This is a genomic window from Nostoc sp. JL33 (assembly GCF_017114985.1).
GTDB lineage: Bacteria > Cyanobacteriota > Cyanobacteriia > Cyanobacteriales > Nostocaceae > Nostoc.
The window spans coordinates 1-25,179 of sequence record NZ_JABXKP010000038.1 but is presented as its reverse complement, the minus strand read 5'-3'; the positions used below and the strand labels follow the sequence as shown (position 1 = coordinate 25,179).

22 protein-coding genes and 1 pseudogene are annotated in these 25,179 nt (G+C 43.5%); 9 read left to right on the top strand and 14 right to left on the bottom strand.

What is annotated here, in order from left to right; genetic code table 11:
• Window positions 1–26 precede the first annotated feature (26 nt).
• From HWQ23_RS09035 to HWQ23_RS09025, 3 genes are all read left to right on the top strand, one after another.
• Window positions 27–935, top strand: a complete 909-nt coding sequence (locus HWQ23_RS09035) for a response regulator transcription factor (RefSeq protein ID WP_292826655.1) — start codon at window positions 27–29, stop codon at window positions 933–935.
• A gap of 550 nt (window positions 936–1,485) precedes the next feature.
• Window positions 1,486–1,911: a hypothetical protein gene (locus HWQ23_RS09030; protein ID WP_292826652.1), complete on the top strand. Its 426-nt coding sequence runs from the start codon at window positions 1,486–1,488 to the stop codon at window positions 1,909–1,911.
• 82 nt (window positions 1,912–1,993) lie between these two features.
• Entirely contained in the window at window positions 1,994–4,093 is a 2,100-nt protein-coding gene (locus HWQ23_RS09025) for a single-stranded-DNA-specific exonuclease RecJ (RefSeq protein ID WP_292826649.1), read from the top strand.
• A gap of 198 nt (window positions 4,094–4,291) precedes the next feature.
• Here the strand turns inward: HWQ23_RS09025 and psb30 are convergent, their stop codons facing one another.
• Window positions 4,292–4,426, bottom strand: a complete 135-nt coding sequence (gene psb30 / locus HWQ23_RS09020) for a photosystem II reaction center protein Ycf12/Psb30 (RefSeq protein WP_292826646.1) — start codon at window positions 4,424–4,426, stop codon at window positions 4,292–4,294.
• A gap of 240 nt (window positions 4,427–4,666) precedes the next feature.
• Between psb30 and HWQ23_RS09015 the strand changes: the two genes are divergently transcribed.
• The 3 genes from HWQ23_RS09015 (at window position 4,667) to HWQ23_RS09005 (ending at window position 5,952) form a co-directional block, all read left to right on the top strand.
• A complete protein-coding gene (locus HWQ23_RS09015) occupies window positions 4,667–5,017 on the top strand; it encodes a YkgJ family cysteine cluster protein (protein WP_292826643.1) in 351 nt (116 codons plus the stop codon).
• A 100-nt stretch (window positions 5,018–5,117) separates the two neighbouring features.
• Window positions 5,118–5,549 (top strand): TMEM165/GDT1 family protein, encoded by a 432-nt coding sequence (locus HWQ23_RS09010; protein WP_292826640.1) that lies wholly within the window; start codon window positions 5,118–5,120, stop codon window positions 5,547–5,549.
• A gap of 100 nt (window positions 5,550–5,649) precedes the next feature.
• A complete protein-coding gene (locus HWQ23_RS09005; RefSeq protein WP_292826637.1) occupies window positions 5,650–5,952 on the top strand; it encodes a TMEM165/GDT1 family protein in 303 nt (100 codons plus the stop codon).
• A gap of 127 nt (window positions 5,953–6,079) precedes the next feature.
• Here HWQ23_RS09005 and HWQ23_RS09000 read toward each other — a convergent pair whose 3' ends face one another.
• A complete protein-coding gene (locus HWQ23_RS09000; RefSeq protein ID WP_292826634.1) occupies window positions 6,080–7,006 on the bottom strand; it encodes a cobalamin-binding protein in 927 nt (308 codons plus the stop codon).
• 265 nt (window positions 7,007–7,271) lie between these two features.
• Between HWQ23_RS09000 and HWQ23_RS08995 the strand changes: the two are divergent.
• A pseudogene (locus HWQ23_RS08995) lies at window positions 7,272–8,876 on the top strand (ATP-binding protein); the annotation flags it as partial.
• Window positions 8,877–8,943: 67 nt separating this feature from the next.
• On the opposite strand, the gene HWQ23_RS08990 reads toward HWQ23_RS08995, so the two are convergent.
• The gene (locus tag HWQ23_RS08990; protein WP_292826631.1) at window positions 8,944–9,381 is read right to left on the bottom strand and encodes a GNAT family N-acetyltransferase; all 438 of its coding nucleotides are present in this window, start codon (window positions 9,379–9,381) and stop codon (window positions 8,944–8,946) included.
• A 162-nt stretch (window positions 9,382–9,543) separates the two neighbouring features.
• Complete coding sequence (pruA, locus tag HWQ23_RS08985; protein ID WP_292826628.1) at window positions 9,544–12,531, bottom strand: L-glutamate gamma-semialdehyde dehydrogenase; 2,988 nt, start codon at window positions 12,529–12,531, stop codon at window positions 9,544–9,546.
• 315 nt (window positions 12,532–12,846) lie between these two features.
• Here pruA and HWQ23_RS08980 point away from each other — a divergent pair, with 315 nt between their 5' ends.
• Window positions 12,847–13,497, top strand: a complete 651-nt coding sequence (locus HWQ23_RS08980; protein ID WP_292826626.1) for an HD domain-containing protein — start codon at window positions 12,847–12,849, stop codon at window positions 13,495–13,497.
• A gap of 339 nt (window positions 13,498–13,836) precedes the next feature.
• Here the strand turns inward: HWQ23_RS08980 and HWQ23_RS08975 are convergent, their stop codons facing one another.
• The 10 genes from HWQ23_RS08975 to HWQ23_RS08930 all read right to left on the bottom strand — a co-directional run bounded on the left by HWQ23_RS08975 (window position 13,837) and on the right by HWQ23_RS08930 (window position 24,925).
• Complete coding sequence (locus HWQ23_RS08975; RefSeq protein ID WP_292826624.1) at window positions 13,837–14,571, bottom strand: HEAT repeat domain-containing protein; 735 nt, start codon at window positions 14,569–14,571, stop codon at window positions 13,837–13,839.
• 170 nt (window positions 14,572–14,741) lie between these two features.
• Complete coding sequence (locus HWQ23_RS08970) at window positions 14,742–15,584, bottom strand: HEAT repeat domain-containing protein (RefSeq protein ID WP_292826621.1); 843 nt, start codon at window positions 15,582–15,584, stop codon at window positions 14,742–14,744.
• Window positions 15,559–15,837: a phycobilisome linker polypeptide gene (locus HWQ23_RS08965; RefSeq protein WP_375466467.1), complete on the bottom strand. Its 279-nt coding sequence runs from the start codon at window positions 15,835–15,837 to the stop codon at window positions 15,559–15,561. The genes HWQ23_RS08970 and HWQ23_RS08965 overlap by 26 nt, the downstream gene beginning before the upstream one ends.
• A 103-nt stretch (window positions 15,838–15,940) precedes the next feature.
• Window positions 15,941–16,810 carry a phycobilisome linker polypeptide gene (locus HWQ23_RS08960; RefSeq protein ID WP_292826618.1) on the bottom strand — a complete coding sequence of 290 codons (870 nt, stop codon included), beginning with the start codon at window positions 16,808–16,810 and terminating at the stop codon, window positions 15,941–15,943.
• A 121-nt stretch (window positions 16,811–16,931) separates the two neighbouring features.
• Window positions 16,932–17,744 (bottom strand): phycobilisome linker polypeptide, encoded by an 813-nt coding sequence (locus HWQ23_RS08955; RefSeq protein WP_292826615.1) that lies wholly within the window; start codon window positions 17,742–17,744, stop codon window positions 16,932–16,934.
• 167 nt (window positions 17,745–17,911) lie between these two features.
• Window positions 17,912–18,400, bottom strand: a complete 489-nt coding sequence (cpcA, locus tag HWQ23_RS08950; protein WP_292826612.1) for a phycocyanin subunit alpha — start codon at window positions 18,398–18,400, stop codon at window positions 17,912–17,914.
• Window positions 18,401–18,484: 84 nt separating this feature from the next.
• A complete protein-coding gene (locus HWQ23_RS08945) occupies window positions 18,485–19,006 on the bottom strand; it encodes a phycocyanin subunit beta (RefSeq protein WP_292826609.1) in 522 nt (173 codons plus the stop codon).
• 1,006 nt (window positions 19,007–20,012) lie between these two features.
• Window positions 20,013–21,032 (bottom strand): adenosyl-hopene transferase HpnH, encoded by a 1,020-nt coding sequence (hpnH, locus tag HWQ23_RS08940; RefSeq protein WP_292826606.1) that lies wholly within the window; start codon window positions 21,030–21,032, stop codon window positions 20,013–20,015.
• Window positions 21,033–21,095: 63 nt separating this feature from the next.
• Window positions 21,096–22,145: a hopanoid-associated sugar epimerase gene (hpnA, locus tag HWQ23_RS08935; protein WP_292826603.1), complete on the bottom strand. Its 1,050-nt coding sequence runs from the start codon at window positions 22,143–22,145 to the stop codon at window positions 21,096–21,098.
• 116 nt (window positions 22,146–22,261) lie between these two features.
• On the bottom strand, window positions 22,262–24,925 hold the full coding sequence (locus tag HWQ23_RS08930; protein ID WP_292826600.1) for an efflux RND transporter permease subunit: 2,664 nt from the start codon (window positions 24,923–24,925) through the stop codon (window positions 22,262–22,264).
• Here HWQ23_RS08930 and HWQ23_RS08925 point away from each other — a divergent pair.
• Complete coding sequence (locus HWQ23_RS08925; RefSeq protein WP_292827144.1) at window positions 24,895–25,074, top strand: hypothetical protein; 180 nt, start codon at window positions 24,895–24,897, stop codon at window positions 25,072–25,074. The genes HWQ23_RS08930 and HWQ23_RS08925 overlap by 31 nt on opposite strands.
• The last annotated feature ends 105 nt before the right edge of the window (window positions 25,075–25,179 follow it).

The following is a 25,179-nucleotide window of genomic DNA, read 5'->3' as shown; positions in this document are numbered from 1 at the left end:
TCTGCAAAAAGTTATGGTAATAGAAAATGGTGTACGAATCCTCAAATAAAATTCTCGTCATTGAAGATGATAAGGTTACTCGCAATCTTTATTTAAAGGGTCTTGAGGCTAAAGGTTTTGATACCATAGGTGCTGACAACGGTCTTGCAGGTATTCAAAAAGCACAAGAGCGTATACCCGACTTAGTGATTTGCGATATCACGATGCCTGATATGGATGGTTATAGCGTTTTAACTACGCTACGCCAAGATCCTCTTACAGCAATTATTCCCTTCATTTTTCTGACTGGCAGTAGTACCAAAGCAGATGTTCGCAAAGCTATGGAATTGGGAGCAGACGACTATCTTACCAAACCCTCGACACTAGATGAATTGCTCAGAGCGATCGCTATTCGCTTGGAAAAGCAAGCTAGTCTCCAATACTGGTGCAATATTAAATTTGAAAAAGCTGCAAAATCAGTATTTAGAGATAATACTACAGCGATCGCTGGAGGTGTTGGTGTTGCCGTTGGCGTTGGCGTTGGCGTTGGCAAAGCCTCTGGTACAGAAGCCTCTGGTACAGAAGCCTCTGGTAGAGAAGCCATGAACCCTGATTCGTCGTCAATCTTTCCCTGCATTCCCCAATTAAAAGAAGTTTTCGACTTTATCGAAGCCCATTATCATGAAGGAATTACTTTGTGTGATGTGGCTATTGCTGTTGGTTACTCACCTGCTTACTTAACTAACCGAGTCGCAAGGCAGACAGGACAAACTGTAAACTGCTGGATTGTTAAACGCCGGATGGCGGGTGCTCGTTTTTTACTCCAAAATAATAATCAGACAGTCGAGAAGATAGCCAAAACATTGGGCTATCAGGATGTGTCTCATTTCTCCCGCCAGTTTCGCCAACATCACGGTTTACCTCCCCAGGCTTGGCGCAAAGAGTATTCTCAGTAATTTTCTCTTGTCCAATAAAATCGGCTCAGGTTTAAAAGCTAACCATTTTTATCGTTTCCTGGACATATAGAAAACCTCCGCAGTAGGCTTTCAGTTCAATAATGTCGGCTGCGGGATTATGTTAACGGAAATCAGAAAGAGTGTTCTTGGCTCCGTTGACTCATGTCTGCGTTTGTAATTATGACAACTTACAACGATTATTGCTTAGATACAATAGATACAAGGCATTACCACACGTAGGCTAGCAAGAACCGCAGGCATCGCTTGATCTTGATCATAATGTTAGGTGTAGACTAACCCAGGCGTCACAGATAGCGTAGCGTAAAGCCTTCTCTACGAGACCGGAGGCGAACGGCTTGGCTCAGTTACCTCCCCAGGTATCGCAGTGAAAAAGAATTGTTTTGACGTAGCACTGCTACGTCTCTACAAGGGTTCTGGGTAACGCATATTTAATTTCACTCCTATGTCTAAAGTAATTCGGGAAAATATACTGAGGCTTGACAGTACTTAATTAAAGTAAAATTTTAATTAAGTATTTATACTGCGTGCTATGTTTAAGCGTCTATCATTTGCTTTAGTTGCATCTACCATTCTAGTTACATCAATCAATAATCCCAGTCCTACCTTAGCTGGAACTTGTGCCTCTAAGTGTGGTTCGCACCCAATTCAGTTTACGCCTGGGCAACACATCCGAGTTGAAGTTATAAATAGCACACCTAACCTGATTAAAATTCAAAAACCCTCCGGGACTGATGCAATATCCTTGAGTCCAGGGCAAAAATTAAATCTAGAACAAATAGAGGGTACGCAGCCAAATACATCTCTGATATTTTGGAGCGAAACGGGTTTATCACTACAAGCAATTGTCTCGAAACCTAATTTTGGCACATTGCGGCTTGAACTCCATCCGACTTTGCGTTCTTCGGGCGATCGCTCGTTATATATTATGAATGATGGTAAGATCAACGTGTTTTAGATAGCAAATAATGTTATTAGTTATGAGTTAAGAAACAACTTTCAATTCAACACTCATAACTAAAAGCTCCTAAATTTATACTGTGCTAGACCGATCTGTATCTGAATCCTCAAAGCAACCCAGGCGCTTACCTGATCAGCGCTGGCAGATTTCTCCGCAAAAACCAGAATTTGCCCAAAATCTGGCGGTTATGACAAACATTTCACCGATTGTCAGCCAGTTGTTGATTAATCGGGGTATGGAAACACCAGAACAGATACAAGGATTTTTAAATCCAGAGTCTTTAGTTTTACCTTCGCCGTTGGAAGATTTCCCAGATTTGGCGATTAGTTTGGAGTTGTTGCAAAATGCGATCGCCTCTCAAACAAAAATTGCTATTTGTGGTGATTACGATGCTGATGGGATGACTAGCACTGCTCTACTTTTACGTAGTCTCCGCACTTTAGGCGCACAAGTAAATTATGCTATTCCCAGTCGAATGCACGAAGGCTACGGCATTAATAACCGCATAGTCGAAGAATTTCATAGCGAAGGTGTGGGATTAATTCTGACTGTAGATAATGGCATCTCTGCGTTTGAACCAGTTGCTAGAGCTAGAGAACTTGGTCTTGCAGTGATTATCACCGATCACCACGATATCCCCCAAAAATTACCACCAGCTAACGCTATCCTCAACCCGAAACTAATAGCAGAATCCTCACCTTATCGGGGTGTTGCAGGTGTTGGTGTTGCCTATATTTTGGCAGTGTCTCTAGCACAACAGCTAGGGGAGACTAAGGGCTTGATCCAACCGATGTTAGCACTATTTACACTGGGAACGATCGCAGATTTAGCTCCCTTAACTGGCGTGAATCGGCGCTGGGTGAAACGTGGTTTACAGCATTTACCCAAATCCAACTTAGCTGGGGTGCGGGCATTAATTCAGGTAGGTGGCGTGCAGGTGAGGGGAGATCAGGGAGTAGGGGGAGTAGAGGAGAAAATCCCCGATCCAAAATCCAAAATCCAAAATCCAAAATCGCTAAAGCCTGAAGATATTGGGTTTCGCTTGGGGCCGCGAATTAATGCTATTGGTAGGATTGGTAATCCCCAGACTGTGATTGAATTGCTGACTACAGATGATATGGGGGTGGCGCTGGAACTTGCGAAGCAGTGCGAACAAACTAATACTAGTCGCCAGCTAATGTGTGAACAAATTGAACAAGAAGCGATCGCTTATGTAGAGACAGAATTTGTTGCATCTTTACAAAAAGACCGTGTATTAGTTGTTGTTCAACCCAATTGGCATCATGGCGTTATTGGGATTGTCGCCTCCCGCTTAGTAGAACGCTACGGTGTTCCCGTGTTCATCGGTACTTATGAGGATGAGGAACATATACGCGGTTCAGCACGAGGAATTCCAGAATTTCATGTGTTTGAAGCTTTGGAATATTGTCACGATTTACTGGGTAAATTTGGCGGACACAAAGCAGCCGGGGGATTCTCTCTACCAGCAGAGAATTTACAGGTGTTGCGATCGCGTTTGATTGAGTTTGCTAACCAGTGTCTTGAACCCCAGCATCTCAAACCTCTGCTCAAAATTGATGCCGAAGTCAACCTCAATCATATCAATCAGCAGCTTTACCAACAGCTTAATGCTCTACATCCCTGCGGTATGGACAACCCCGATCCAATTTTCTGGACACCTAATGTGCAAGTGGTTGAACAAAAAATCGTTGGTAAGGGTCACATTAAACTAACAATTGCCCAAACTATTGATAATCAGCAGTATAAAATCAAAGCGATCGCTTGGCGTTGGGGCGACTATTTCCAGCTACCACCGCGAGTGGATGTCGCTTACAAACTGCGAGAAAATTACTTTAACGGTAACACCACCATCGAGCTAGAGTTAATCGGTGTCAGACTGCCAATTCAGCTTCAACAATTTTTTGCTTCGCCACCTATCCCGTCAACCACTACTTTTGAGTACAACCAGCGACATTATACTTGTGGTTTCTATAAAAACGGTATTGAAGCAGAATTAAGAATTAAAAATTCTGAAGGCAAAGTCTTAGCCATGCAGACAGGGCATATAATTGGTTTACTGGGCACTAATCGTCAAAACGCCAAAGAAATTGATATATCTCAACCACAGTATGACAATATTATCCAAGCTGCCCTTCAGGCGTTAGGAGTTAGGAGTTAGGAGTTATGAGTTATGAGTTTTTAATTAACTTCTCACTTGTGACTCTGACACTGCGAGTGCTGATTTATAAGTTATGAGTTATGAGTTGAGAATAAAATTTAATTCTTCACTCCTAACTCCTCAACGCCACTTGCTACAACGGGGGGAACCTCCGCAACGCAGTGGCTCCTCCTAACTCTCAATCAGCACTCACCACTCTTATAGGTTGCCGTTGCGAAATGCCAGCACAAAAATTACCACTGGGCCAGCAATCACAATTAGCGCCACTGACAGCAATTGGAAAATAACTTCCCAATTGATACTGGTAAAAGCGTTAAACAAAGCGTCAAACATTTTTCCTTTTCTCCTTCCAATTGTCTTAAAAAATTTAATAACGTTAATTACAAAACCTGCAATCGATCATATCTGGCTATGGACTGTTAGATTTAATTTACTTAACAAAATTATAAGAAAAGATATAAAAACGTAAAATAGGGGAATTGGGCATTACATTATATTATTCTCCCCTGCTCCCCCACTCCCTACTCCCCACTCCCTAATCCCCACTCCCTACTCCCCACTCCCTAATCCAAAATGTCAACTTGGCAATGTGTAAAGCAATGTGGAGCCTGCTGTAATCTTGATCCAGCAGAGCGTCCAGACTTAGAAGAATATCTCTCACCACCAGAACTAGAACTCTACCTCAGCATGGTAGGCGAAGGAGGATGGTGCATTAATTTCGACCATACCACACGAGAATGTCGCATCTACTCAACTCGTCCTCGCTTCTGCCGTGTGGAATCAGAAGTGTTTCAAGATATGTATGGGGTTGAACCAGAAGAAGTCAACGATTTTGCTATTGACTGCTGTCACCAGCAAATAGAGGGAGTATATGGCGATCGCAGTCTGGAAATACTACGCTTCAATAAAGCTGTAGGGCTGTGACACTCCCACTACTCGTTTTATTCTGTAAAGTTGCAATTTATTATAGCAATCTGAGAATATGATAGAAATATGAAAGAATCTAGCAACAAAACTATTACCTGTGAAACTTGACTCTGCTCCTTTGGACATTTCTGGCATATCTCAGACTGAGATTGAGCTAGAACTGAAAGACAGCACTGATTTGAGCTTAACTCCTGCGATCGCTGTTGAGCCAGTTGAGCGTGTAGTTGCCGATAGTCCTCAAAAGCAGGAATCAGTGCTAGTAGTTTTTGGTACAACTTTTGTAACCATTTTTCTAGCAGAAATTGGAGATAAGACTCAGCTATCCACGCTGTTAATGAGTGCACAATCTCATTCGCCGTGGGTGGTATTTATCGGATCTGCGACTGCGCTGATAACCACCAGCTTATTAGGTGTGCTTTTAGGTAGTTGGATAGGAACCCGACTCAGCCCAAAAACTGTAGAAAAATCGGCAGGCGTGATGTTGTTGGTGATTTCCCTAATGCTGTTTTGGGATATATTTCAAGGTTAAGTTAGGAGTTAGGAGCAGAGACGCGAAAAATCTTTGTCTGTACAGGAGTTAGAAGTTATTCTCCCTCATCCCCCTCATCCCCCTCATCCCCGTTAATCATATGGATTGGCATCTTTTAGGACTGAGCTTTATTACAGTTTTTTTATCAGAATTGGGTGACAAAAGTCAGCTAGCAGCGATCGCACTTTCAGGGCGTTGTAATTCTGGGCGTGCAGTATTTTTTGGCGCAGCAGGCGCATTGTTGTTGACAAGCCTGTTGGGATCATTAGCAGGGGGTGCAGTAGCAGAATTATTACCTACACGCTTGTTAAAAGCGATCGCTGCTGTGGGATTTGCCATCCTCGCCGCACGTCTGCTGTTATTTAACAATAAACCATCGGCAGATTCTGAAGAAACACCTTAAAGAAGAATTCAGAATTCAGAATCCAGGAATCAGAATTACTCTTCGTAGGGGATTGGAACTCGCCAAGGTTTTAATCAGTCGGACTTGAATTCCTGCTGAATTCTAACTCCTGAGTTCTGAATTCTTCTTATAAAGGTTGCCAATCGGTTCCTTTGTAGCCGTATTGAAAAATTTCTGGATGCAAAATTTCTGCTAAAATTTCTAGAGAATCTACCAGTCGCGGCCCTGGACGATTGAAGTAAGAATTGCCATCAGTGATGTAGACCCTCCCAGCTTGCGTAGCGTGCAGTTTTTCCCACTCTGAACGTTCAGTTAACAAATTGGCTTCTTGGCGAGTGCGATTTAAATCAAAGCCACAAGGCATAAAAACAATTACATCTGGATTAGTTGTTAATAGTGTTTCCCACGGCAAGATAGGAGAAGGCTGACCTGTAGTACAAAATAGAGAGTGTCCTCCTGCTAAGTTAACTAATTCCGGAATCCAATTGGCAGCAACCATCAAAGGATCAGTCCACTCGATACAGGCGACAGTAGGCACTTCATTTAAAGAAAGTCCTTGGATTCTTTGCTGACAAATTTTGACGCGAGCTTCTAAGTTTTCTAAGATTTTTACCGAGTCTACGCCAAAGGTGTTGCCGACTCGCTGAATGTCAGCCCAAACATCCTTGAGACTATTGGGTTGTAAAGAAATAATTTGGGGTTTACTATCAATGAGTGTGGCAACTGCCTTTTCAACTTCGTCTAAGCTGACAGCACAAACATCGCATTGGTCTTGAGTGAGAATGTGGGTAGGCTGCAACTGCTCTAAAACATCTGTTTTGATTTCATAAATACTGAGAGCAGATTGCAATAAATTGTTCACCTGATCGTTAATTTCGCTACTGGAGGCATTGGAGTTTAAACGTGCTTGGGTACAAATGGGGCGATTTTGGATTTCTGGAGGATAATCGCATTCGTGCGATCGCCCCACAATAGCATCAACTAACCCTAGTGTTGCTAAAATCTCTGTTCCACCGGGAATTAAAGAAACAATTCTCACACTACTATCCGTCATCGTTCTACCTCCACAACAGCTGCCGTTACCCTGATTTTCGCAAAATTTAAGCCTTTAGACATCTTTCTCTAGGGGAATCAAGGATGTTTCGCTAGTCAGTAGTAAGAAGAATTTAATTAAAAGATTATACCTTCCGGGTAGGGAAACACTTCTAACGTAATTGTAGTTATACAAAGACGGTTCTACTTTTTACTTAGAACTGCAAGGCAAAATTATTTATTCTTGAAGGCAACTAATGCAGGTGATGTTGGCTAGAGGTATTACAGAGTACAAGCAAGCCCAAGAGGCTTTACAATTCCGGGCGATTTTTGAGCGTTCCCCTATCGGCATTGGGCTTATAGATATGAAAGCGCAGATAGTCGATACTAATCTGGCACTGTGCGAGATTTTTGGATACAGCAGAGAAGAACTATACGGCAAGCCCTTTACAGATTACATTCCCACAGAAAGGGGGGATTTAAAACTTTACAAACAACTGATGTCAGAAATTCGCACAGACTTAAAGAAAACTTCGAGAGTCGGCTGCCAACCCTTTGAACATCAAGAACAACTTATTGCCAGACATCGCCTTGAGATAGAAAGACGCTGCCTACATCAAAATGGTAGCTTAGTTTGGACTCATATCTCTATTTCTGTTATACCAGGCAGTAATGGTGAACCTGAGTTTTTTCTAGCGATGATTGAAGACATTACTGAACAAAAGCAAACAGAGTTGAAACTGCGGGCCTGTCAAGAAGCAGCAGAAGCTGGCAATCGGGCAAAAAGGGAATTTTTAGCAACCATGAGCCATGAGTTGCGGACACCTCTGAATGCGATTATGGGTTTGTCACAGTTGTTGCAACAAGAAAGAATTGGCTCTCTCAATGAAAAGCAGAACGAATATGTAAATTCTATATATAGTAGTGGTGAACATCTGCTGGCACTGATTAACGATATCCTTGATTTATCTAAGGTAGAAGCAGGCAAAGAGGAACTGTTACTCTCACCTTTGCCAGTGTTAGATTTATGTAATTATGCCATATGGACAGTGCGCGATCGCGCCTTAGAAAAGGGATTGCAACTCACATCTGAAATTGACCTAGAAGCGGATATTTGTATTGGTGATGAACGGCGCATCAAGCAAATGCTACTCAATTTGCTCACCAATGCGATTAAATTCACCCCAGCCGGTCAGATATCGCTGACAGTCAAAAAAGTACCGCAAGGGATAACGTTTACAGTTTCAGATACTGGAATTGGTATAGACTCAAATCAGTTTCAATTCCTATTTCAACCGTTTAAACAGCTTGACAGTCGGTTAAATCGGCAGTATGAAGGCGCTGGTTTGGGTTTAGCTTTAACACGCAAATTAGCGCGTTTACATGGTGGAGATGTTACCATGACATCGACTTTGGGAAAAGGTAGTCAGTTCACTCTGTTTCTACCAAATCCAGTGCATCCGGGAGATGAGGGAGATGAGGGAGCAGATTTTGCCTTGTTCTCCTCTTCCCCAGTCATCCCCATAAATAAAACCATTTTGGTTGTGGAAGAAGAGGAAAATACTGCTACAGTGTTGCAAGATTATCTGCACACAATTGGCTACCAAGCCAAGCGGATAGAAAATGGAAATGACTTTTTGAAATAGGTGCAAAACCTCCAACCGGATTTAGTTTTTTTTGATTTCGAGTTAATCCGCGATGTTAGCATCTTGAATTTGCTGAATATTCTTAGACAAGAGCCTTCTTGGGAAGGGTTGCCAATTGTAATGATCACCTCTAGCGAACCTTTAGAAGAGGAAATTACCATGCTGCCAGGTAGTGCCAATGACTACCTTGTTAAGCCAATTCAGATAGTCCAGCTAGAGTCATTATTGATCCGATATTTGAGTTAATTGCTTATAAAAATGCATTTTTTTATGAGCAATTAGTGAAAAAATATGCTATGTATTTTTTCTTTGACTACGATAATTTTTTTATCATTTTTACATGGGGAATACTGGCTTCTTGAAATATTTCTCCTTCTTCTACAAAATCCAATTTTTTGTATAAATCTTTCACATATTCTTGAGCATGAATTACTACTTCTGGAATATTTTTGTTAGCTATCACTTCTAGGGCATTTTCCATAATTTTCTTACCAATGCCCTGTCCTCTAACTGTAGACAAAACAGCAAGCCGTTCTATTTTGGCAGTTTTATCATCTAAATATCTAATTCTGGCGGTACCCACAACTTCCTTATTTAAATAAGCAATTAAATGTTCAGATATTGCATCTTTACCATCAAATTCTAAAGCGGCATCTACCCCTTGTTCTTCCTGAAATACTGCGATCCTAATTGCTTGAATTGCCGGAAATTCTTCAGGTAATTCAGCAACTTTTATAACTAAATTACTCATTAAATTCTCTCTAGGCTTTCTACATATATAGCGTTTCCTAATCACATGAGGTACATCTTAGCCCCCTCCTCGCAAGCGAGTAGGGGGTTGGGGGTGGGGTTCAGTACCTACTCAACCGAAAACCGCTACAATAGGTAGGGCATATGCCCTACCTATTGTAGTTCACTCTGCGCCTTCAATTGGTGCAAAACCTTGGCGCTGAATATTTTCTGTCACTGCGCGGGGTTCCAAAAATTGCAAGAGATAATCAGGGCCACCGGCTTTAGAACCGACTCCAGAAAGTTTGAATCCACCAAAGGGTTGCCGCCCAACGATCGCTCCTGTAATATTGCGGTTGATGTACAAATTCCCGACTTCAAAATCTGTTTGCGCCTGCTGAATGTGCGAAGGTGTTCTAGAATAAAGTCCGCCAGTCAAAGCGTAGTTTGTACCGTTGGCGACTGCTAACGCTTCCTGGAAATCTTTGACTCGAATTACCGCCAGCACAGGGCCAAAAATTTCTTCCTGGGAAATTACCGCATTTGGCGATACTTCACTAAAGATGACTGGCCCGATAAAATATCCTTGTTCGGGTGCTGGTAATTCCAAAGCTACTTCTGCTTCTGCCTTACCCTTCTGAATATACTCGCGGATGCGATCGCGGGCATTAGCATCAATTACCGGCCCAACTTGTGTACTCGGTAACTCTGCTTCCCCAATGTTCAAGGATTTTGTCGCTTCTACCAATCGTTGCACAAAGGCATCATAAATTGGTTGCAGCACAATCACCCTGGAGGCGGCAGAACATTTTTGTCCACTGTAACCAAATGCCGACTGCACTATCCCCACAACAGCTTGGTCTAAATCAGCACTTTCATCGACAATAATCGCATTTTTGCCACCCATTTCAGCAATCACCCGCTTCATGTGCTTTTGTCCAGGTTTCAAAATTGCCGACTCTGCGTAAATTCGACAGCCGACTTCCTGAGAACCCGTAAAAGCAATTACATGAGTATCTGAATGATTTACCAAATAAGCGCCGACTTGCGAACCCTTGCCAGGTACGTATTGAAATACACCTTTAGGAAAACCAGCATCTACCAAGATTTCTGTGAGTTTAGCTGCAATTACAGAAGATGTTTCCGCAGGTTTGAGGAGAGTACAATTGCCTGAAACCAAAGCTGCAACAGTCATCCCACAAGCGATCGCTAGCGGGAAATTCCAGGGAGAAATCACCACAACAATACCGCGTGGCTGGTAAATATAACGATTATTTTCGCCAGGAATGTCGTAATTAACGCCTTTATCTAACCGTTCCATCTCGTCAGCGTAGTACCGACAGAAGTCTATCGCTTCGGAAACTTCTCCATCAGCTTCCTTAACTGGTTTCCCAACTTCCAAAACCATCCAAGCTGAAAGTTCAGCGCGGCGGAGTTCCATCAAATCACCCGCTTTCCGCAAAATCTCAGCGCGTTGTTTAGCTGGTGTTTTCTTCCAACCAGGAAACGCCGCTTTCGCAGCTTGCATCGCCTGTTCTGCTTGTTCAACGCTAATCAACCCAACTTTACCAACTACCTCACTGAAATTAGAAGGATTCAGAGAATCAACAAATTCCGGCGGATTAACATATTCGCCATTAATTAGGGGTAAATAAGTTTTACCCAACTGCTGACGAACGCTTTGGAAAGCTTGCGCCGTTTTCGTTCTCACCTCTTCCTCGGCGTAATCGGTATCAGCAGCACCAGAGAAATGAGAGTGAGGAGACGCGATTAATCGCGTCTGTACGTTTTTTTCTTCTTTGACAATCGGCGGCGCTAATAATTCTTCAATTGGTCGATTTTCGAGATTTTGCCGTAAAAAAGAACTATTAGCTGTATTTTCCAGCAACCGCCGAATTAAATACGCCATTCCAGGCAATAATTCACCGTAAGGACAGTAAACTCTGACGCGATAACCCTTGTCAACTAATGCTTTTGCAACTTTATCACCCATACCGTATAGGACTTGCAATTCAAAGCGACGACGGGGGACATTTAAACTTTCAGCGATCGCAATGGCGCGAGAGTGCGATCGCACATTATGGCTACCAATGGCAGAATACACATATTGATGATTTTCTAGCAATAACTGAGTGATGGTTTCAAAGTTAGCATCAGTTGCGGCTTTCTCGTTATAAACTGGCTGTAGCCAATGCTTCTGTGCTGCTTTGATAGTTTCCTGATCCCAATATGCGCCTTTCACCAAGCGAATTGTCAGAGGATAACCGCGTTCTTTCAACCAAGAAATTACGTCTTTGGTATCTTGCTCACTATCACGCAGATATGCTTGAATCGTAATACCAATATCTGTGCGTTGGCGAAATTCTTCTTCTAGTAACAGTTTTTTCAGGATGCTGAGAGTTATGTCTTTATAGGCATACTGTTCCATATCAAAATGGACAGCTGCGCCTAACTCTTTAGCACGACGTAAGAGAATACGAATGCGATCGCTAACTCGCTCCTCACTACCTTTAGCATCTAGAGGATCAAATTGGGAATAAAACGCCGTTAACTTCACAGAAACCTGAACTTTTGGTATGAGTTCGCCATCAGCCTGATCAATAGCTGGGATAGGTGTCCAATTTTTCGAGGCTTCCACCAATTGTTGGATTAATTCTAGATAGCGTTCTAGATAAGACTGCGCTTCGGCTTCGGTAATCACGGCTTCACCAAGTAAGTCGATGGTGAAAGCCATTTTTTCTTTCCGCAGCCGTTCAACTGTTTTGATGACTTGTTTAATATTTTCCCCAGAAATATATTTATGGGCAAGAGTCTCAACTGCTGTACCAACAGTTGTAGCAGCAACTTGTCCTGGCATAGAGTCGGGGTTAGCAAAATTGAGCATTCCCTTCAAAGCTGCCGGTAATTCTACAGATTCATCACCTAAATATTCTTGCAAATGGGAGGCAATTTCTGATTTACTGTGCAAAGCAGGTAGCGTATCTATAAAGCGAAATAGTTGCACCCGCAACCCAGGATTACTCATCGCCCAAGCTAGTAATTTATCATCCCAGCGCATTTGATCCCGCAGGGAAGAAAAAAACGAACGATTTTCCTGCGTTGCTGCTAGAAGTTGTTTAGCAATTTCTTGGGTTTTAGCTTCGTAAGTGCTTGTTTCTACTTGTAATACCACTGATAATAAACTCCGTTAATCAAGGCAAGGCTTTTTGTACAAAGCCTGTGTCTTCTATTTTGACGCTTTCATATATCTAGTGGGGAGTGGGGAGATGAGGAAGAAATTAATTCACGCATTCACGCATTCAAAATTCTTGCATTAAAGAACTTCTGCCTCCTTTTTCCCAATGCCCTGTTTGGCCAATGCTCAATGCCCCATGCCCAATTCAATAACAAGTGTTATCCTTTTGTTGATCTATTTCTAACTTGATTAGACAGATGTTGCAACATAAGAGATTACCTCAGTCATACTAAGAGTGTGGATATTACGTTTATGCCTACAGAAAACCTCACGCATATTTTATTTTCTAAGTGGCAACACACACTCCAACCCTTTGGCGTTGAACAGGTAGCGGCTGAGAAAGACTTTAACCGCTTGGTTGCAGCTTACTCTACCCCTGGTCGCCATTACCATACACTGAAACATATTGATCACGTCCTCAGCACAATTGAGATTTTGCAAGGCTACACCAACAACCTAGCTGCTGTTCAACTAGCAGCCTGGTTTCACGATGTAGTCTATGACACTGAAGCTCAAGATAATGAAGAACGAAGTGCAGACTATGCTTTTGAATTGCTGAGTAATTTGGGTATTCCAGAAAGTACGATAACTACTGTCACGCGTCTGATTCTGAAGACTAAAGACCACCAAGCTGCGGTGGATGACTATGAAAGCCAAGTTCTACTTGATGCAGATTTAGCGATTTTGGCTACTAACCAAGTGGAGTATGGAGAATACGCCCATGCTATTCGCCAGGAATATGGCTGGGTGGCAGAGGCAGATTATATCACAGGTCGTCAGCAGGTTTTAGAACGATTTTTACTGCGATCGCATATCTATTTTACGCCTTTAATGTTAGAGTTCGCCGAACCATCTGCCCGTGGCAATATCCAGGGAGAAATTTACTCTTTATTGTCTGGTTAGTTTTACACTAAGGAACGTGGATTAAATAAAATAGACAAAGGAAAAGAAAAATAATGTAGAGACGTAGCAGTGCTACGTCTCTACAAGGGTTCTGGATAACGCATATTTAATTTCACGCCTATGTCTAATGCAAAACTTCATCCTGTATCTAGCTTCCCTCTCCTTTATAAGGAGAGGGATTGAGCGTGAGGTAAGCCAGGGACTTAAAGAAGTCGTTCAAAGAAGTACAGTTTTGTAACGGGGATAAAGACTCATTGCCACAAAACTTAAAGCCGTCCTTTATGACGGGGTTTTACACCCATCTTTTTGATAAATTGTATGTTATTTAATTCTTATTGCTTACCGTCTGCCACCACCACGATGAGGCACTTCAGGCACTTCAGCGTTTTGTAGCTTTCTTTTAGGTGCAAACACTTCTTGATGTTGTTGTTGTTGCTGCTGAATTTTTTCCTGTGCAAACTTTACACGGGTGCGAACTCCCAGATCAACATCTGTATCGACTATTTGCTGAAGTTGATTTGTAATCCGCGATGCTTGATCGGGTAAAGTGACTGCGATTGCAATAGCTAGGGTTTCTAAACTCGTCACTGCTGCATAGCGCACTACCCACTCTGGATCTTGAGAAATGAGTAATAGCGCCTCTAATACCTGAGTCTGAACAGATTTCACTTGATCAGGTGGTACTTGCTGCCAGCGCAAAGTGCCTAATCCCCTAGCAGCTGCCCGCCGCACACTTAAGGAAAAATCGCTTTTTGCTGCTTCTAACAAGGTATCCAGCGCCCGAACATCGCCAATTCCCGCTAAGGCACGAATTGCCCAGGCTCTTGCACCGTAGTTGTAGTTATCAATTAGTTCCAATAGTGGCGGTACTGCGGCTTCCCCGATCGCAATTAGTCCATCTACCGCCGCCACTGCCGCCCCTGGATTGTTGTAGCCCAAAGCTGCAATCAGTGTCGGAACAGATTCCTCTATATGGGCTGCTGCTAACTCCTGAACTGCGTCTAATAAGCGCTCCGAGGAGTCTGCTTCTTCGACAGCACGGATCAATATTTGGGCAAGGTCACTGTTATTCATAATAATTTTTCATCGGTGATTAGTTGTCAGCCAATTGTAGCTTAAGTTATCCGTAGCTGACATCATACATAAACCCCCTAACCCTGATTTTGCAGTTGGGTTGGGGGTTTATCTGTGGTAAACATTTTATTTAAACGTATTAATGGCAACTCATTATCTAGAACTTAGGACTACAGCAGCGAGTCCATCAAATTCATCACTTTAACCGCACCTGCTGACAAAGTGCTTGTTGCTGTGTGGTTAACTTGATGTTCTAGTAATCCTTTAAGAGAAATTAGCTTCAGGCTATTTTCGGCAAGAGTCTCGGCGATCGCATCTGCTGCGGGTAGATATCCAATCGCTCCCAAATCTGCTAACACGGCTCGACGCAATTGCAATTTCTCTCCTCCTAAAGCTTGTACCAACCGTTCACCATAAACTGGTTCTTGGGTTAATTGATACATAGCTCGTGCGGCAGCATATTGCACCAATTCGATTGGATGCTCTAAAAATGGCTTTACCAAAGGGATGAACTCAGTTGCCCTCAAAGTTCCCAAGGCTTCTAAGATGGCGTCGTAAGGTTGAGATAAATCAGGCTGTGATATCAGCTGCTCTCCCTGCAACCCTACTTGTAATAGCTTGATTAGCGCCGGAATACAAACCGGATCGCCTAGCATCTCCAAAGATTGTGCCGCCGCTTCCCGCACATAAAAATCTGAGCAGTCTAAACACCCAATTAAAGGTGATACTGCCTGGCGATCGCCTAGTTTTCCTAAGGCCCTAGCTGCGTTCCGTCGCAGAGGATATCCGCCTTCTGGTGTCCTATCGGCTTCATCCTCTAAAGCTGCGATCAATCCTCTAACCGCAGCTGGTTCACCTATGCGAAACCTACCCAACCACCAGGCAGCATAAAACCGCAGACCTAAATCTGCACTCTCAAGATTAGCTAGAGCTTGCTCTACCGTTAAAGATCCACCGTCGGCATTGTTACCTGTCAGTGATAAATCTTCAATTTTCTGAGGACTGGGATTCATGAGAAGAAGGATCGCTGTGTTCGCTATTTGTTTGAGCCTCAGCGTTCAATGGCTGAATGCTGACTATTTTGCCACCCAAGCGAGTAATCCGTTGCATTTCCTGATTCATCCGGTTCTCAGGCACTGTGATAAACACACTGGCACTAGAACGAATGGGATAGCCGACTTTTTCTGTTTCTTCGCTTTGGCGCAGACCGACTACTTCATAGCGGAAGGAGCGGTTACTATTTCTACCATTAATTAGTCCAAGCATAAATCAATTCCAAATTTATAAATCGAAGTTCTCATTAGTCCTTGGTCTGATATTAATGACTAATGACCAATGACCAATGACTAATGACTAATGACCAATAACACTAAAGTGGCTTCACGCTGGCGATTTTACCACCTTGTTTTACCACTCTCTGGAAGTAAGCAGATAGTCCTTCATAGGGTATAATCACAGCTTGATTGACCCGGCGTGTGCTAGGATAGCCGGCTCCAAAAACGCCTGCCACTTCAATCCGGTAGAGTCTGCCTTCTTGCCCAAAAGTTCCTGCACCACCGAAAGTACTGTTGGGGGTAACGCCTTTTTCAGGAGCAACATAGGAAAAGCCGGAAGGGCCACCAGATGGAGGAACAACAACAGATGCACTATTGCGACCTAGTTCACCGGCAAGACGGGGGGAATTACCTCTAAGCTGGGAGGTATCGCTATTCGCATAGCCGCGATAAAGTTGGAATAGCCGGCTAAATCCAACAGTTTTCTGACCTGTTTGGGTTTCAAAGCCGCGATAGAAAGGAACAATATTGTCACCAAAGCTACTTTGATACTCTGCCGAATCAATATAGGAATCTATGTCGGCTTCATATCCCTTGGTTTGATATAAGTCTAAGTGATAAATCACTTCAGACTCATCATAGGGAGCACGACCCAACAAATGTTTATAGTTGAGTTCAATGACGCGAGTTTGAAAACTGTTGTAGAAAAACTTGGATTTGTACAGTTCTGATTTAGCTACTTGACGCACAAACTCTTGTACTGTACTTTTCCCATCGCGCAAAATAGATTCAGCACTTGTGAGACGCTCAGATTTCATTAAGTAATCGTTGCCCAACAACTGACGATAGACGGCAGCAATTACATTCTCTATGTCTTCTTTAGTTGCATTTGGGCGCAATTCTAGAGGAGCGTTATCACTAAAAGCCTCTGTTCCCAGACGGGAGGCTGCTGTTGTAATAGCCATTGGTAATTTTCCTTTTGTAATTGGTAATTGGGAAAAGCTAGAAGTTAAGAGTAGGGGTATTAGGAATTCAAAACTTATAACTTCTAACTCCTCACTCCTGACTTAATTCCCGATTTCCTATTTATACAGATGTGATGCTAATAACCTTGCTGCCCTTACTATTAAGCTGCTGCAATTTACTAGAAAGCTGCTCATAGGGTACGAGCAATTCCGCAGTACCCCGCCGCACTACAGCTGAGTTTGGAGAAGCTGCTTGTAGTACCCTAATCCGGTATGTTTCTCCTCGACCACCTGTTGAGAGACCTGTTAAGGCTCCTGTAGAGACTGGGTAGATGGGTGAAGCCAGATTCTTAGCTATTTCCCAAGTTAGGCGTCCTTGTTTTTGCCCTTGAGCGCGATCGCTATTGGCATAACCCCGATACAGTTGAAACAGTCGGCTATAGCCAACGTTTTTCAGTCCTACCTGGCTTTTAAAGCCACGATAGTAGGGCACAATATTTTCCCCAAAACTCTCTTGATATTCTAATGAGTCAATGTAGGAATTAATCTCAGCTTCATAACCTTGTGAGTTGTAAAGCTCAACATGGTACGAAATTTCTGACTCATCTTGTGGGGCACGCCCCAATAGATGCTTATAATTCAACTCGATAAACCGAGTTTGGGAGTTAGAGTGGAAAAACTTATTCCGATAGAGTTCCGATTGAGCAATGGCTTGCACAAATCCCCGAACTGAGATTTCACCTTGCTGCAACAGTGATTCCGCACTCTTTAGCTGCTCTCCTTCCAGGAGATATTCATTACCGAAAACCTGACGGTAAGCTGCCCGGATAACCACTGCTACATCCGATTCTGTTCTATCGGGACGTAGTTCCACCAGTGGTGAGTTTTCAAATTCTCCAATCCCTAATCTTGCTGCTTGTCCCGAAGCTGCCATGTCTAATCTCCTCAGTTTTAACTGCAAAACTGATAACTTTTTAGAAAATGAAAATTTTTTTCTAGTTTTTTAACAGCCTTTTGAAAATAAAACTGCCCAGAAAGGTAAACCAACTCCTAGCTATTTGCCAACAGAGCTTGTTTTCCTTTCCGGGCTAAATACACTCTCTAGCTCAGAGCGTTAATTGCGTAGTCGATGTAGGAATTAGCTTCTACAGCAGGATCGCCACTTAGACCGTGGTTAGCCTTGATGTACTTGAGGGCTTCAACGTACCAGCTGGGAGATAGATCAAAGGTACGGTTGATTTCAGCCAAGCCAGAAATCAAGAAGTCATCCAAGGGGCCTGTACCACCCACAACTAAGGAATAGGTAACGATCCGCAGGTAGTAGCCGATGTCACGCGCACACTTTTCTTTACCAGTGTTGGTAGAAGCGAAGTTAGGCCCTTGCTGTTGAGTGGTGTAGGGGAACTTGTTGTACACCGCTTGAGCTGCGCCTTCTGTCAAACGTTGGGCATTACCAGACAAGCTTTTTGCTGCTTCTAAGCTAGCTGGAGCTTGACGGAAACGACCAAAAGCTGTTTGAATTTCTGTGCTGGAGAGAAAGCGACCTTGAGAATCTGCGGCTGCAACTGCTTCGGTAAGAGGTGTCTTCATGTGTTTAGTATCTCCCTATTTACAATTTTGTTGAAATTTGTTTTGTCTAACTGAACTGTTGTCAGTCAATAGTCTTGAGCGGGTTTAGCTTACTGCTGCGGCTGCACGATCAAAGTAGCTAGCAACTTCAGATGATATAGCGCTGCAATCGCCTCTGGTGATATTATTGGGGTCGTTAACAAGAGCCAAAGCTGCGTCCTTCATCTTTTGTACGCCAACTGCTACAGAAGCACCAGGAGTTCCTAGAGCCAAGTAGGTTTCGCGCAGACCGTTCAAACAACGGTCATCTAACACACTTGCATCACCAGCAAAGATTGCATAAGTGACATAGCGTAAGATGATTTCCATGTCACGCAAGCAAGCAGCATTTCGACGGTTAGTGTAAGCATTACCACCAGGAGCAATCAACTGAGGTTGTTCTGCGAACAGAGCGCGAGCCGCATTGGCAACAATTGCTGAGGAGTTGCTGGTAATCCGGTTTACGGTATCTGCACGCTTGTTACCATCTTTAACTATGGCAGCTAAAGCGTCCAACTGAGCAGAGCTGAGATATTCCCCACGGGCATCAGCTTGGGTGATTACTTTTGCAAATGCATCTAAAACCATTGCGTTAAATCTCCGAATTTGCTTGGTTAACAATAATTGGACTCAAAACTGAATGGTTCAGTTTATTTTTGATGCCAGCACTGCCTGACGAGTTACGAAAGGTTCAAAACAGACATCTCAAGAAATAAGTTTACGATCTCCAGGCTTTCAGATTAAAACTTTTGTTAGAAAACTTTAAACTTCTCTGAATGACTCGAAAAGCTTATTAAGATGTTGTTTTTTACTTTCAATTTCTCTTTATACAATGCTGCCGCATCATTATTTATTACAAATTATTCTTACATTTGTTAATTTCCTTTGCATAACTTCACATTCTTGTCTCTGTTAGGCTAAAAAGCCTCTGGCACTAAGTATCTATGCTGTTACGAGTATCTTCGAGCGTTCAACAACCGATATTCCGCACTTCAGGATGTAATGTATCGATATTCAAGAATACTTCCTAGTAATGGTCATTATTTAAGTATTAGTACTGATGAATATTGGAAATTTCTGATTGCTATTTAACCAACATTAGCCGGATGCTGGAAATCTTCGTGTATTACACGATGAAGTGCGGAATCTGGGCAACAAGCTAACCGAACCCTATTGAGTTCTTTCCATCCCAAAAGATGGGATAATTTCTTTCTGGGAAATCCCTTAAAGAATGCGATGCCAATACGGTTCGGTTAAGGCAAGACGCGATAAATCGCCGTCTCTTGCATTGGACTGATTATTGTAAAGACGGCGATTTATCGCGTCTTTGCGATTAGCGGCGTGTCATCAAAAAACCTTATCCGAACCGTATTGAATGCGATGTCTGCCGTTCTTGCTAGCCTACGCAGCCGTAATTTCTGTAGCATTGGCTACTTCCTAGCTCTCATAGCCGTAGTGAACCATGCAAATCGGCACACTTAGGATTATTACTAGCGCGGCGGAAGCTCTAGATTTGCAATGGAAGATAAATAAAGCCTGCAAAAGCAGGCTACTGTGCGATCGCACCCTGGAAATATGTAGTATTTACTAGTTACTAATTCCTGCCAAACACACTGCCAAGGGCACGCGCCATATTTTGCGGTTGCATTGCATCGATTGCGGCGGTGGGTTCATAGCCGCAATGAACCATACAATCGGCACACTTGGGATTACCACTCTTCTGGCCGTATTGACTCCAGTCAGTTTGTGAGAGTAATTCCTTGAAGGTAGAGTAATAACCTTCGTTCAGCAGATAGCAAGGTTTTTGCCAACCGAGAACGCTATAACTAGGGCTACCCCAAGGCGTGCATTCGTAGTCTTTTTCACCAGTGAGAAAATCTAAGAATAGCGGATTGTGATTGAAGTTCCAGTTTTTTTCACCAGCTTTCAAGGGAGCTAGAATTTCCCGGAAGAGGGCGCGTGTTTGTTCACGGTGGAGAAAATGATCTTGATCTGGTGCCCACTCATAACTGTAACCGGGAGAAATCATCATCCCGTCAGTATTTAGTGTTTCCAGAAAGTCGAAGAACTCTTGCATATCTTTGGGTTGAGTACCCTCAAAGATAGTGGTGTTAGTGGTGACACGAAAGCCTTTAGCTTTAGCAGCGCGAATCGCTTTGACAGCAATATCAAAAACACCTTGGCGATCGACGCACTGATCGTGCAACTCCCGCATCCCATCTAAATGCACACTAAAAGTCAGGTAAGGAGAAGGTTGAAACTTATCCAAGCTCTTTTCTAACAACAAACCATTGGTACACAAGTAAATATATTTCTTGCGCTCAACTAATCCCCGAACAATCTGATCAATTTGTGGATGCAGCAGAGGTTCTCCCCCAGGAATTGAGACAACCGGTGCGCCGCACTCTTCTACTGCCGCAAAGCACTGTTCTGGAGTGAGATTTTGCTTTAAAATTTCCTTTGGATGTTGGATTTTACCACAACCAGTACAAGCTAGATTACATCGAAAAAGAGGTTCCAACATCAATACTAAAGGGAAGCGTTTACGCCCTTTCAAACGCTGCGTAATAAGATACTTCCCAATATCCATAGCTTGTTGTATATTAACTGCCATTCGATTACTCCTCTGTAGATCAAAACACCCCTTTCTCAGCCCCAAGATTTATCTGTGGGGTCTTTAATTTTGAATTTTGAATTTCCCTCCGGGGTTGACGTAACCCTGAGCAACAAACCAATCCACAGCATCCTTGAGTGCCGCGTTCAGTGAAGATTGGGGTAGACCCAACTCTCGTACAGCCTTGCTGGCATTGTAATACATAGGTTGTTTCGCCATCCGAACGCCATCCAATGGCACTGAGGGCGATTTCCCCAACGGTGCAAGAATCTTTTCATCAACCCAGGCAACACTAAGGGGCAACCAAGCGGGTACAGTTCGTTGAGGTGCCGAGAGACCTGTGATATCGGCGAGTTGTTCGAGTAGTTGCTTTAGACTGAGGTTTTGATGACCTAAGATATAGCGATCGCCAGATTTACCTCGCTGCAAAGCCAGTAAATGCCCCCATGCCACATCATGCACATCGATAAAATTCAAACCAGTATCTAAGTAAAAGGGCATTTGCCGTCGTAAAAACCGCAAGATTATATCACCCGTGGGGGTAGGTTTGATATCCAACGAGCCAATCGGGCTGCTGGGATTGACAATAACGACCTCCTGACCTGTAGCAACGGCTTGTATGGCTTCTTGTTCAGCCAGAAACTTAGACTTTTTGTAGTCACCTACCAACTTTTCTAAGGGACTCTGATGTGTTTCATCGACGACTTCACCAGATGATCCTACCCCAATTGCTGCCACTGAACTCGTGTAGACGGTGCGCTCAATGTTAGCTTTGCGAGCTGCTGCCAACACATTGCGCGTACCCAGGACATTGTGACGGTGGAGTAATTCTCGGTCTGATTGCCAGAGGGAATAATGGGCTGCCACATGAAATAAGTATTGACAACCTCCCATCTGTTGCCAGAGATTTGGTGAATTCAAATCGCCTTTGACAATTTCCACCTCCAAACCGCGTAGATTCTCCAAATTGCTGCTATCGCGTACCAGTGCTTTGACTGTGTAACCCTGTTGCAGCAACAACCGTACCAAGTGGGCACCAATAAAACCCGTACCCCCTGTGACAAAAACCCTTTTGGATTTTGGATTTTGGATTTTGGATTTTGGATTTATCAACTTGGAATTCCCTTATTTTGAATTTTGGATACAGAAATTTCGCACTAATTTAGGTGGGACTTAGTAATGTAAATTTCTCAATCAGACCATTGATCATCTGTTCAAAAATCTAAAATCTAAAATTCCTTGCGAGGAAACCAATCATCCAAAATGGTGTAAACTACTGGCACAACAATCAAACTGAGGATAGTTGAAGTTACTAGTCCACCAGCGATCGCTACAGCCATAGGCGATCGCAATTCCGAACCAGCACCCAAACCTAAAGCGATCGGTAGCATCCCTAAAATAGTCGAGGCGGTGGTCATGATAATTGGTCTGAGGCGTACTAGTCCGGTGTTAAGGATCGCCTCGGTGCGGTCTAAGCCAGTGCTGCGTAGCTGGTTGATGAAATCCACAAGCAAAATCGCATTTTTATTTGCCAACCCCAGCAAAAAGACGAAACCGATCAGTGAGATCATGCCAAAGTCGCTCTTGGTGATTAGTAGCGCCAACATTGCCCCCACCAGTGCCAAAGGCAAAGAGACACCAATAACCAGAGGGTCTACCCAGGTTTTGAACAGCAAAATTAGTACCACAACAATACACAGGGCAGATAGAGCTAGAGTAGTGCCGAAACTGCCAAAAACTTCATCTTGACGGGCAGAGTCTCCCCCTAAATTTAAGGAAACATCAGAGGGTAACACCGCCTTTGCTTCAGCTACCACTTTATCAGTAGCATCACCCAAGGACAGATCCTGGCCAAGATTAGCACTGATGTAGGCCACGCGCTGATTATTCAGACGCTCGATCTGAAAAACCGTGCCCTGCGGATTTGTTTCACCTGTAACTGTGACATCAGCGAATCCCGGTAGGTTCTGAATCCTCTGTTTTATCGCTTTGACTGCTTTGCTCAGAGCTTGGAGATTATTACCTTGTAATGCTATTTGCAGAGGTTTTTGACCGCCGGAATCGACAAATTGAATATCTTCAACACTAGTAGTTACCCCAGAAAGAGCAGGTAAGGAGGAGCGCAATTGGTCTTGTAGTTCCGCAGTTGTGATTGTCCGGTCTTCCTTTAACTTTACATATAGTGTGCCTTTGTTCGGCTCACCCTCGCGAGAACCAACAGTGGTAAATACTGTTTCAACTGCCGGTGATTTTCTCACAACCTCTTCTAGTTTCTTCGCAACCTCAAGAGAATCATTTAAAGGATTGGGAATGGGGAATTGGGCATTGGGAATATCGCCCCCTTGTCCCCCTCGTCCCCCTCTGCCCAAATCAGGGATACTTGGCAAAGGAGCCGTATAAGCAATATTAAATTCGCCGCGATCGAGTTTGGGAATAAACCCCTTGGGAATTAGTGGAATCAGTGCTATACCTGCGATGAAGCTGAGGACAGCTAACCCGATAACTATCTTGCGGTGATTCAAAGACCAACTCAGCAAATTTTTGTAAAATTGGGTAAACGCTACCCAGATTTTTGCTTCCCGACGCTCTGAGAGCGAGGATTTAGGTTTCAGCCAGTAGATAGCCAGAACTGGAGATAAAGTCCGAGCAACTAGCATCGAAGCAAGCATCGCGGCTGAAACAGTGATGCCGAAGGGCTTGAAGAACTGACCGATTACCCCACCCATCAAACCTATGGGCAGAAAAACCGCTACTGCTGTCAAGGTGGCGGCGGTAACTGTCAGCCCAATCTCATTTGTAGCTAAAAGCGCCGCTTGGCGAGGAGTTTCCCCATCTTCGACGTGTCGCATGATGTTTTCTACATCCACGATCGCATCATCAACAATACTACCAATCACCAAAGCTAAAGCCAGCAACGTAATCGTCTCTAGGTTAAAGCCGAAAATCGCCATGACGATAAACGTCGCCAATAAAGATGTCGGAATCGCCAAGGCAGAGATCAGAGTTGCCCGCCAATTCCACAAAAAAGGAAAAATTACCACTATTGACAACAAGACTGCTTCCAGCAAAGCATCGATTGTTGACTGGGTGGCTTGGCGGATATATTCTGCTTGGGTGGCTGCTAAAGTCAGCTTCACATCCTTAAGGGTAGAACGGAGCCTTTGAACTTCTTTCTCAACTCGACTCACTACTTCTAAGGTGTTAGCACTGCCGCGTTTGATTACCTGAAATGCGAGTGCATCTTGGCCATTAAACCGTACTAATGTTGCCCCGGTTTGGGGGATTGCACTCGCATTCGCTGGATTTAGCTTTGGAGTTGCAGTAGTAGCCCCTAGTAGTGAGACTTTCAGGACTCCTGGTAGTTTAGCGATCGCACTCACAATCTCATCTTGCGCCAACTTCGTCAAATCTTTGAGATTCCGCGTCGGACTTTCAATGGCATAGCTAATGGCGGCTGACTCGTTTAGATTCAGGGGAATAATTTTGTCAGTTGCTCCCGGAGGTAGAGTCAACTGCTTGAGCGCAGTTTCAACCTTTTTGGTCGATGTTTCTAAATTCGTCCCAACCGCAAAAGAAAGGCTAACAGCAGTTTGTCCAGGATAAGTGGATGAGCGGATATCTTCCAGTCCTTTTAGGGAGCGAAGACGTTCTTCCAGGGGTTGGGTGAGCTTCGCCTCCGTATCCAGGGCAGTTGTCAGGGGGGCTGTAGCATTCACAACCACTACTGGGAAGGTAATATCTGGAAACAAGGCATACTTAAGGGAACTGAAAGCCAGAACACCAGCTACCGTTACGGCAATCCAAAAACTCACTGTCAGCCACGAAAATTGAATTGCCAATTTGGAAATATTGAAGAGTTCTCGTGCGGATTTGGAGTTATGAGGCTTTACCATCTGGGAAAATTATCGTGTGGGTGACACAATTATTTAGTCATGCTACAGCAATCACCTTGGATTTGGGAGTTTTGGTTATTACTAAACGGCAATATTACTTATTGTCACTCAGATATGGCAAAATTTTTAATTTAAGCCGTACTATATAGTGCCTAATTTTTTGCCCATCAACACAATTCTGGTACCTCAGGGAGCAGAATAGTGCGATTCGTTGGATAGTGAATCACGGTAATCAATCCGGAAATAACTAACCC

What these genes read in the sequence shown, in the direction of transcription:
- HWQ23_RS09015 (WP_292826643.1), top strand. Translation starts at nt 4,667, where the DNA reads ATGTCAACTTGGCAATGTGTAAAGCAATGTGGAGCCTGCTGTAATCTT.
- hpnH (WP_292826606.1), bottom strand. Translation starts at nt 21,032, where the DNA reads ATGGCAGTTAATATACAACAAGCTATGGATATTGGGAAGTATCTTATT.
- HWQ23_RS08965 (WP_375466467.1), bottom strand. Translation starts at nt 15,837, where the DNA reads ATGCTTGGACTAATTAATGGTAGAAATAGTAACCGCTCCTTCCGCTAT.
- HWQ23_RS09030 (WP_292826652.1), top strand. Translation starts at nt 1,486, where the DNA reads ATGTTTAAGCGTCTATCATTTGCTTTAGTTGCATCTACCATTCTAGTT.
- HWQ23_RS08930 (WP_292826600.1), bottom strand. Translation starts at nt 24,925, where the DNA reads ATGGTAAAGCCTCATAACTCCAAATCCGCACGAGAACTCTTCAATATT.
- psb30 (WP_292826646.1), bottom strand. Translation starts at nt 4,426, where the DNA reads ATGTTTGACGCTTTGTTTAACGCTTTTACCAGTATCAATTGGGAAGTT.
- HWQ23_RS08945 (WP_292826609.1), bottom strand. Translation starts at nt 19,006, where the DNA reads ATGGTTTTAGATGCATTTGCAAAAGTAATCACCCAAGCTGATGCCCGT.
- HWQ23_RS09035 (WP_292826655.1), top strand. Translation starts at nt 27, where the DNA reads ATGGTGTACGAATCCTCAAATAAAATTCTCGTCATTGAAGATGATAAG.
- HWQ23_RS08975 (WP_292826624.1), bottom strand. Translation starts at nt 14,571, where the DNA reads ATGAATAACAGTGACCTTGCCCAAATATTGATCCGTGCTGTCGAAGAA.
- HWQ23_RS08955 (WP_292826615.1), bottom strand. Translation starts at nt 17,744, where the DNA reads ATGGCAGCTTCGGGACAAGCAGCAAGATTAGGGATTGGAGAATTTGAA.
- HWQ23_RS09000 (WP_292826634.1), bottom strand. Translation starts at nt 7,006, where the DNA reads ATGACGGATAGTAGTGTGAGAATTGTTTCTTTAATTCCCGGTGGAACA.
- HWQ23_RS08990 (WP_292826631.1), bottom strand. Translation starts at nt 9,381, where the DNA reads ATGAGTAATTTAGTTATAAAAGTTGCTGAATTACCTGAAGAATTTCCG.
- cpcA (WP_292826612.1), bottom strand. Translation starts at nt 18,400, where the DNA reads ATGAAGACACCTCTTACCGAAGCAGTTGCAGCCGCAGATTCTCAAGGT.
- HWQ23_RS08970 (WP_292826621.1), bottom strand. Translation starts at nt 15,584, where the DNA reads ATGAATCCCAGTCCTCAGAAAATTGAAGATTTATCACTGACAGGTAAC.
- HWQ23_RS09005 (WP_292826637.1), top strand. Translation starts at nt 5,650, where the DNA reads ATGGATTGGCATCTTTTAGGACTGAGCTTTATTACAGTTTTTTTATCA.
- HWQ23_RS08980 (WP_292826626.1), top strand. Translation starts at nt 12,847, where the DNA reads ATGCCTACAGAAAACCTCACGCATATTTTATTTTCTAAGTGGCAACAC.
- HWQ23_RS08960 (WP_292826618.1), bottom strand. Translation starts at nt 16,810, where the DNA reads ATGGCTATTACAACAGCAGCCTCCCGTCTGGGAACAGAGGCTTTTAGT.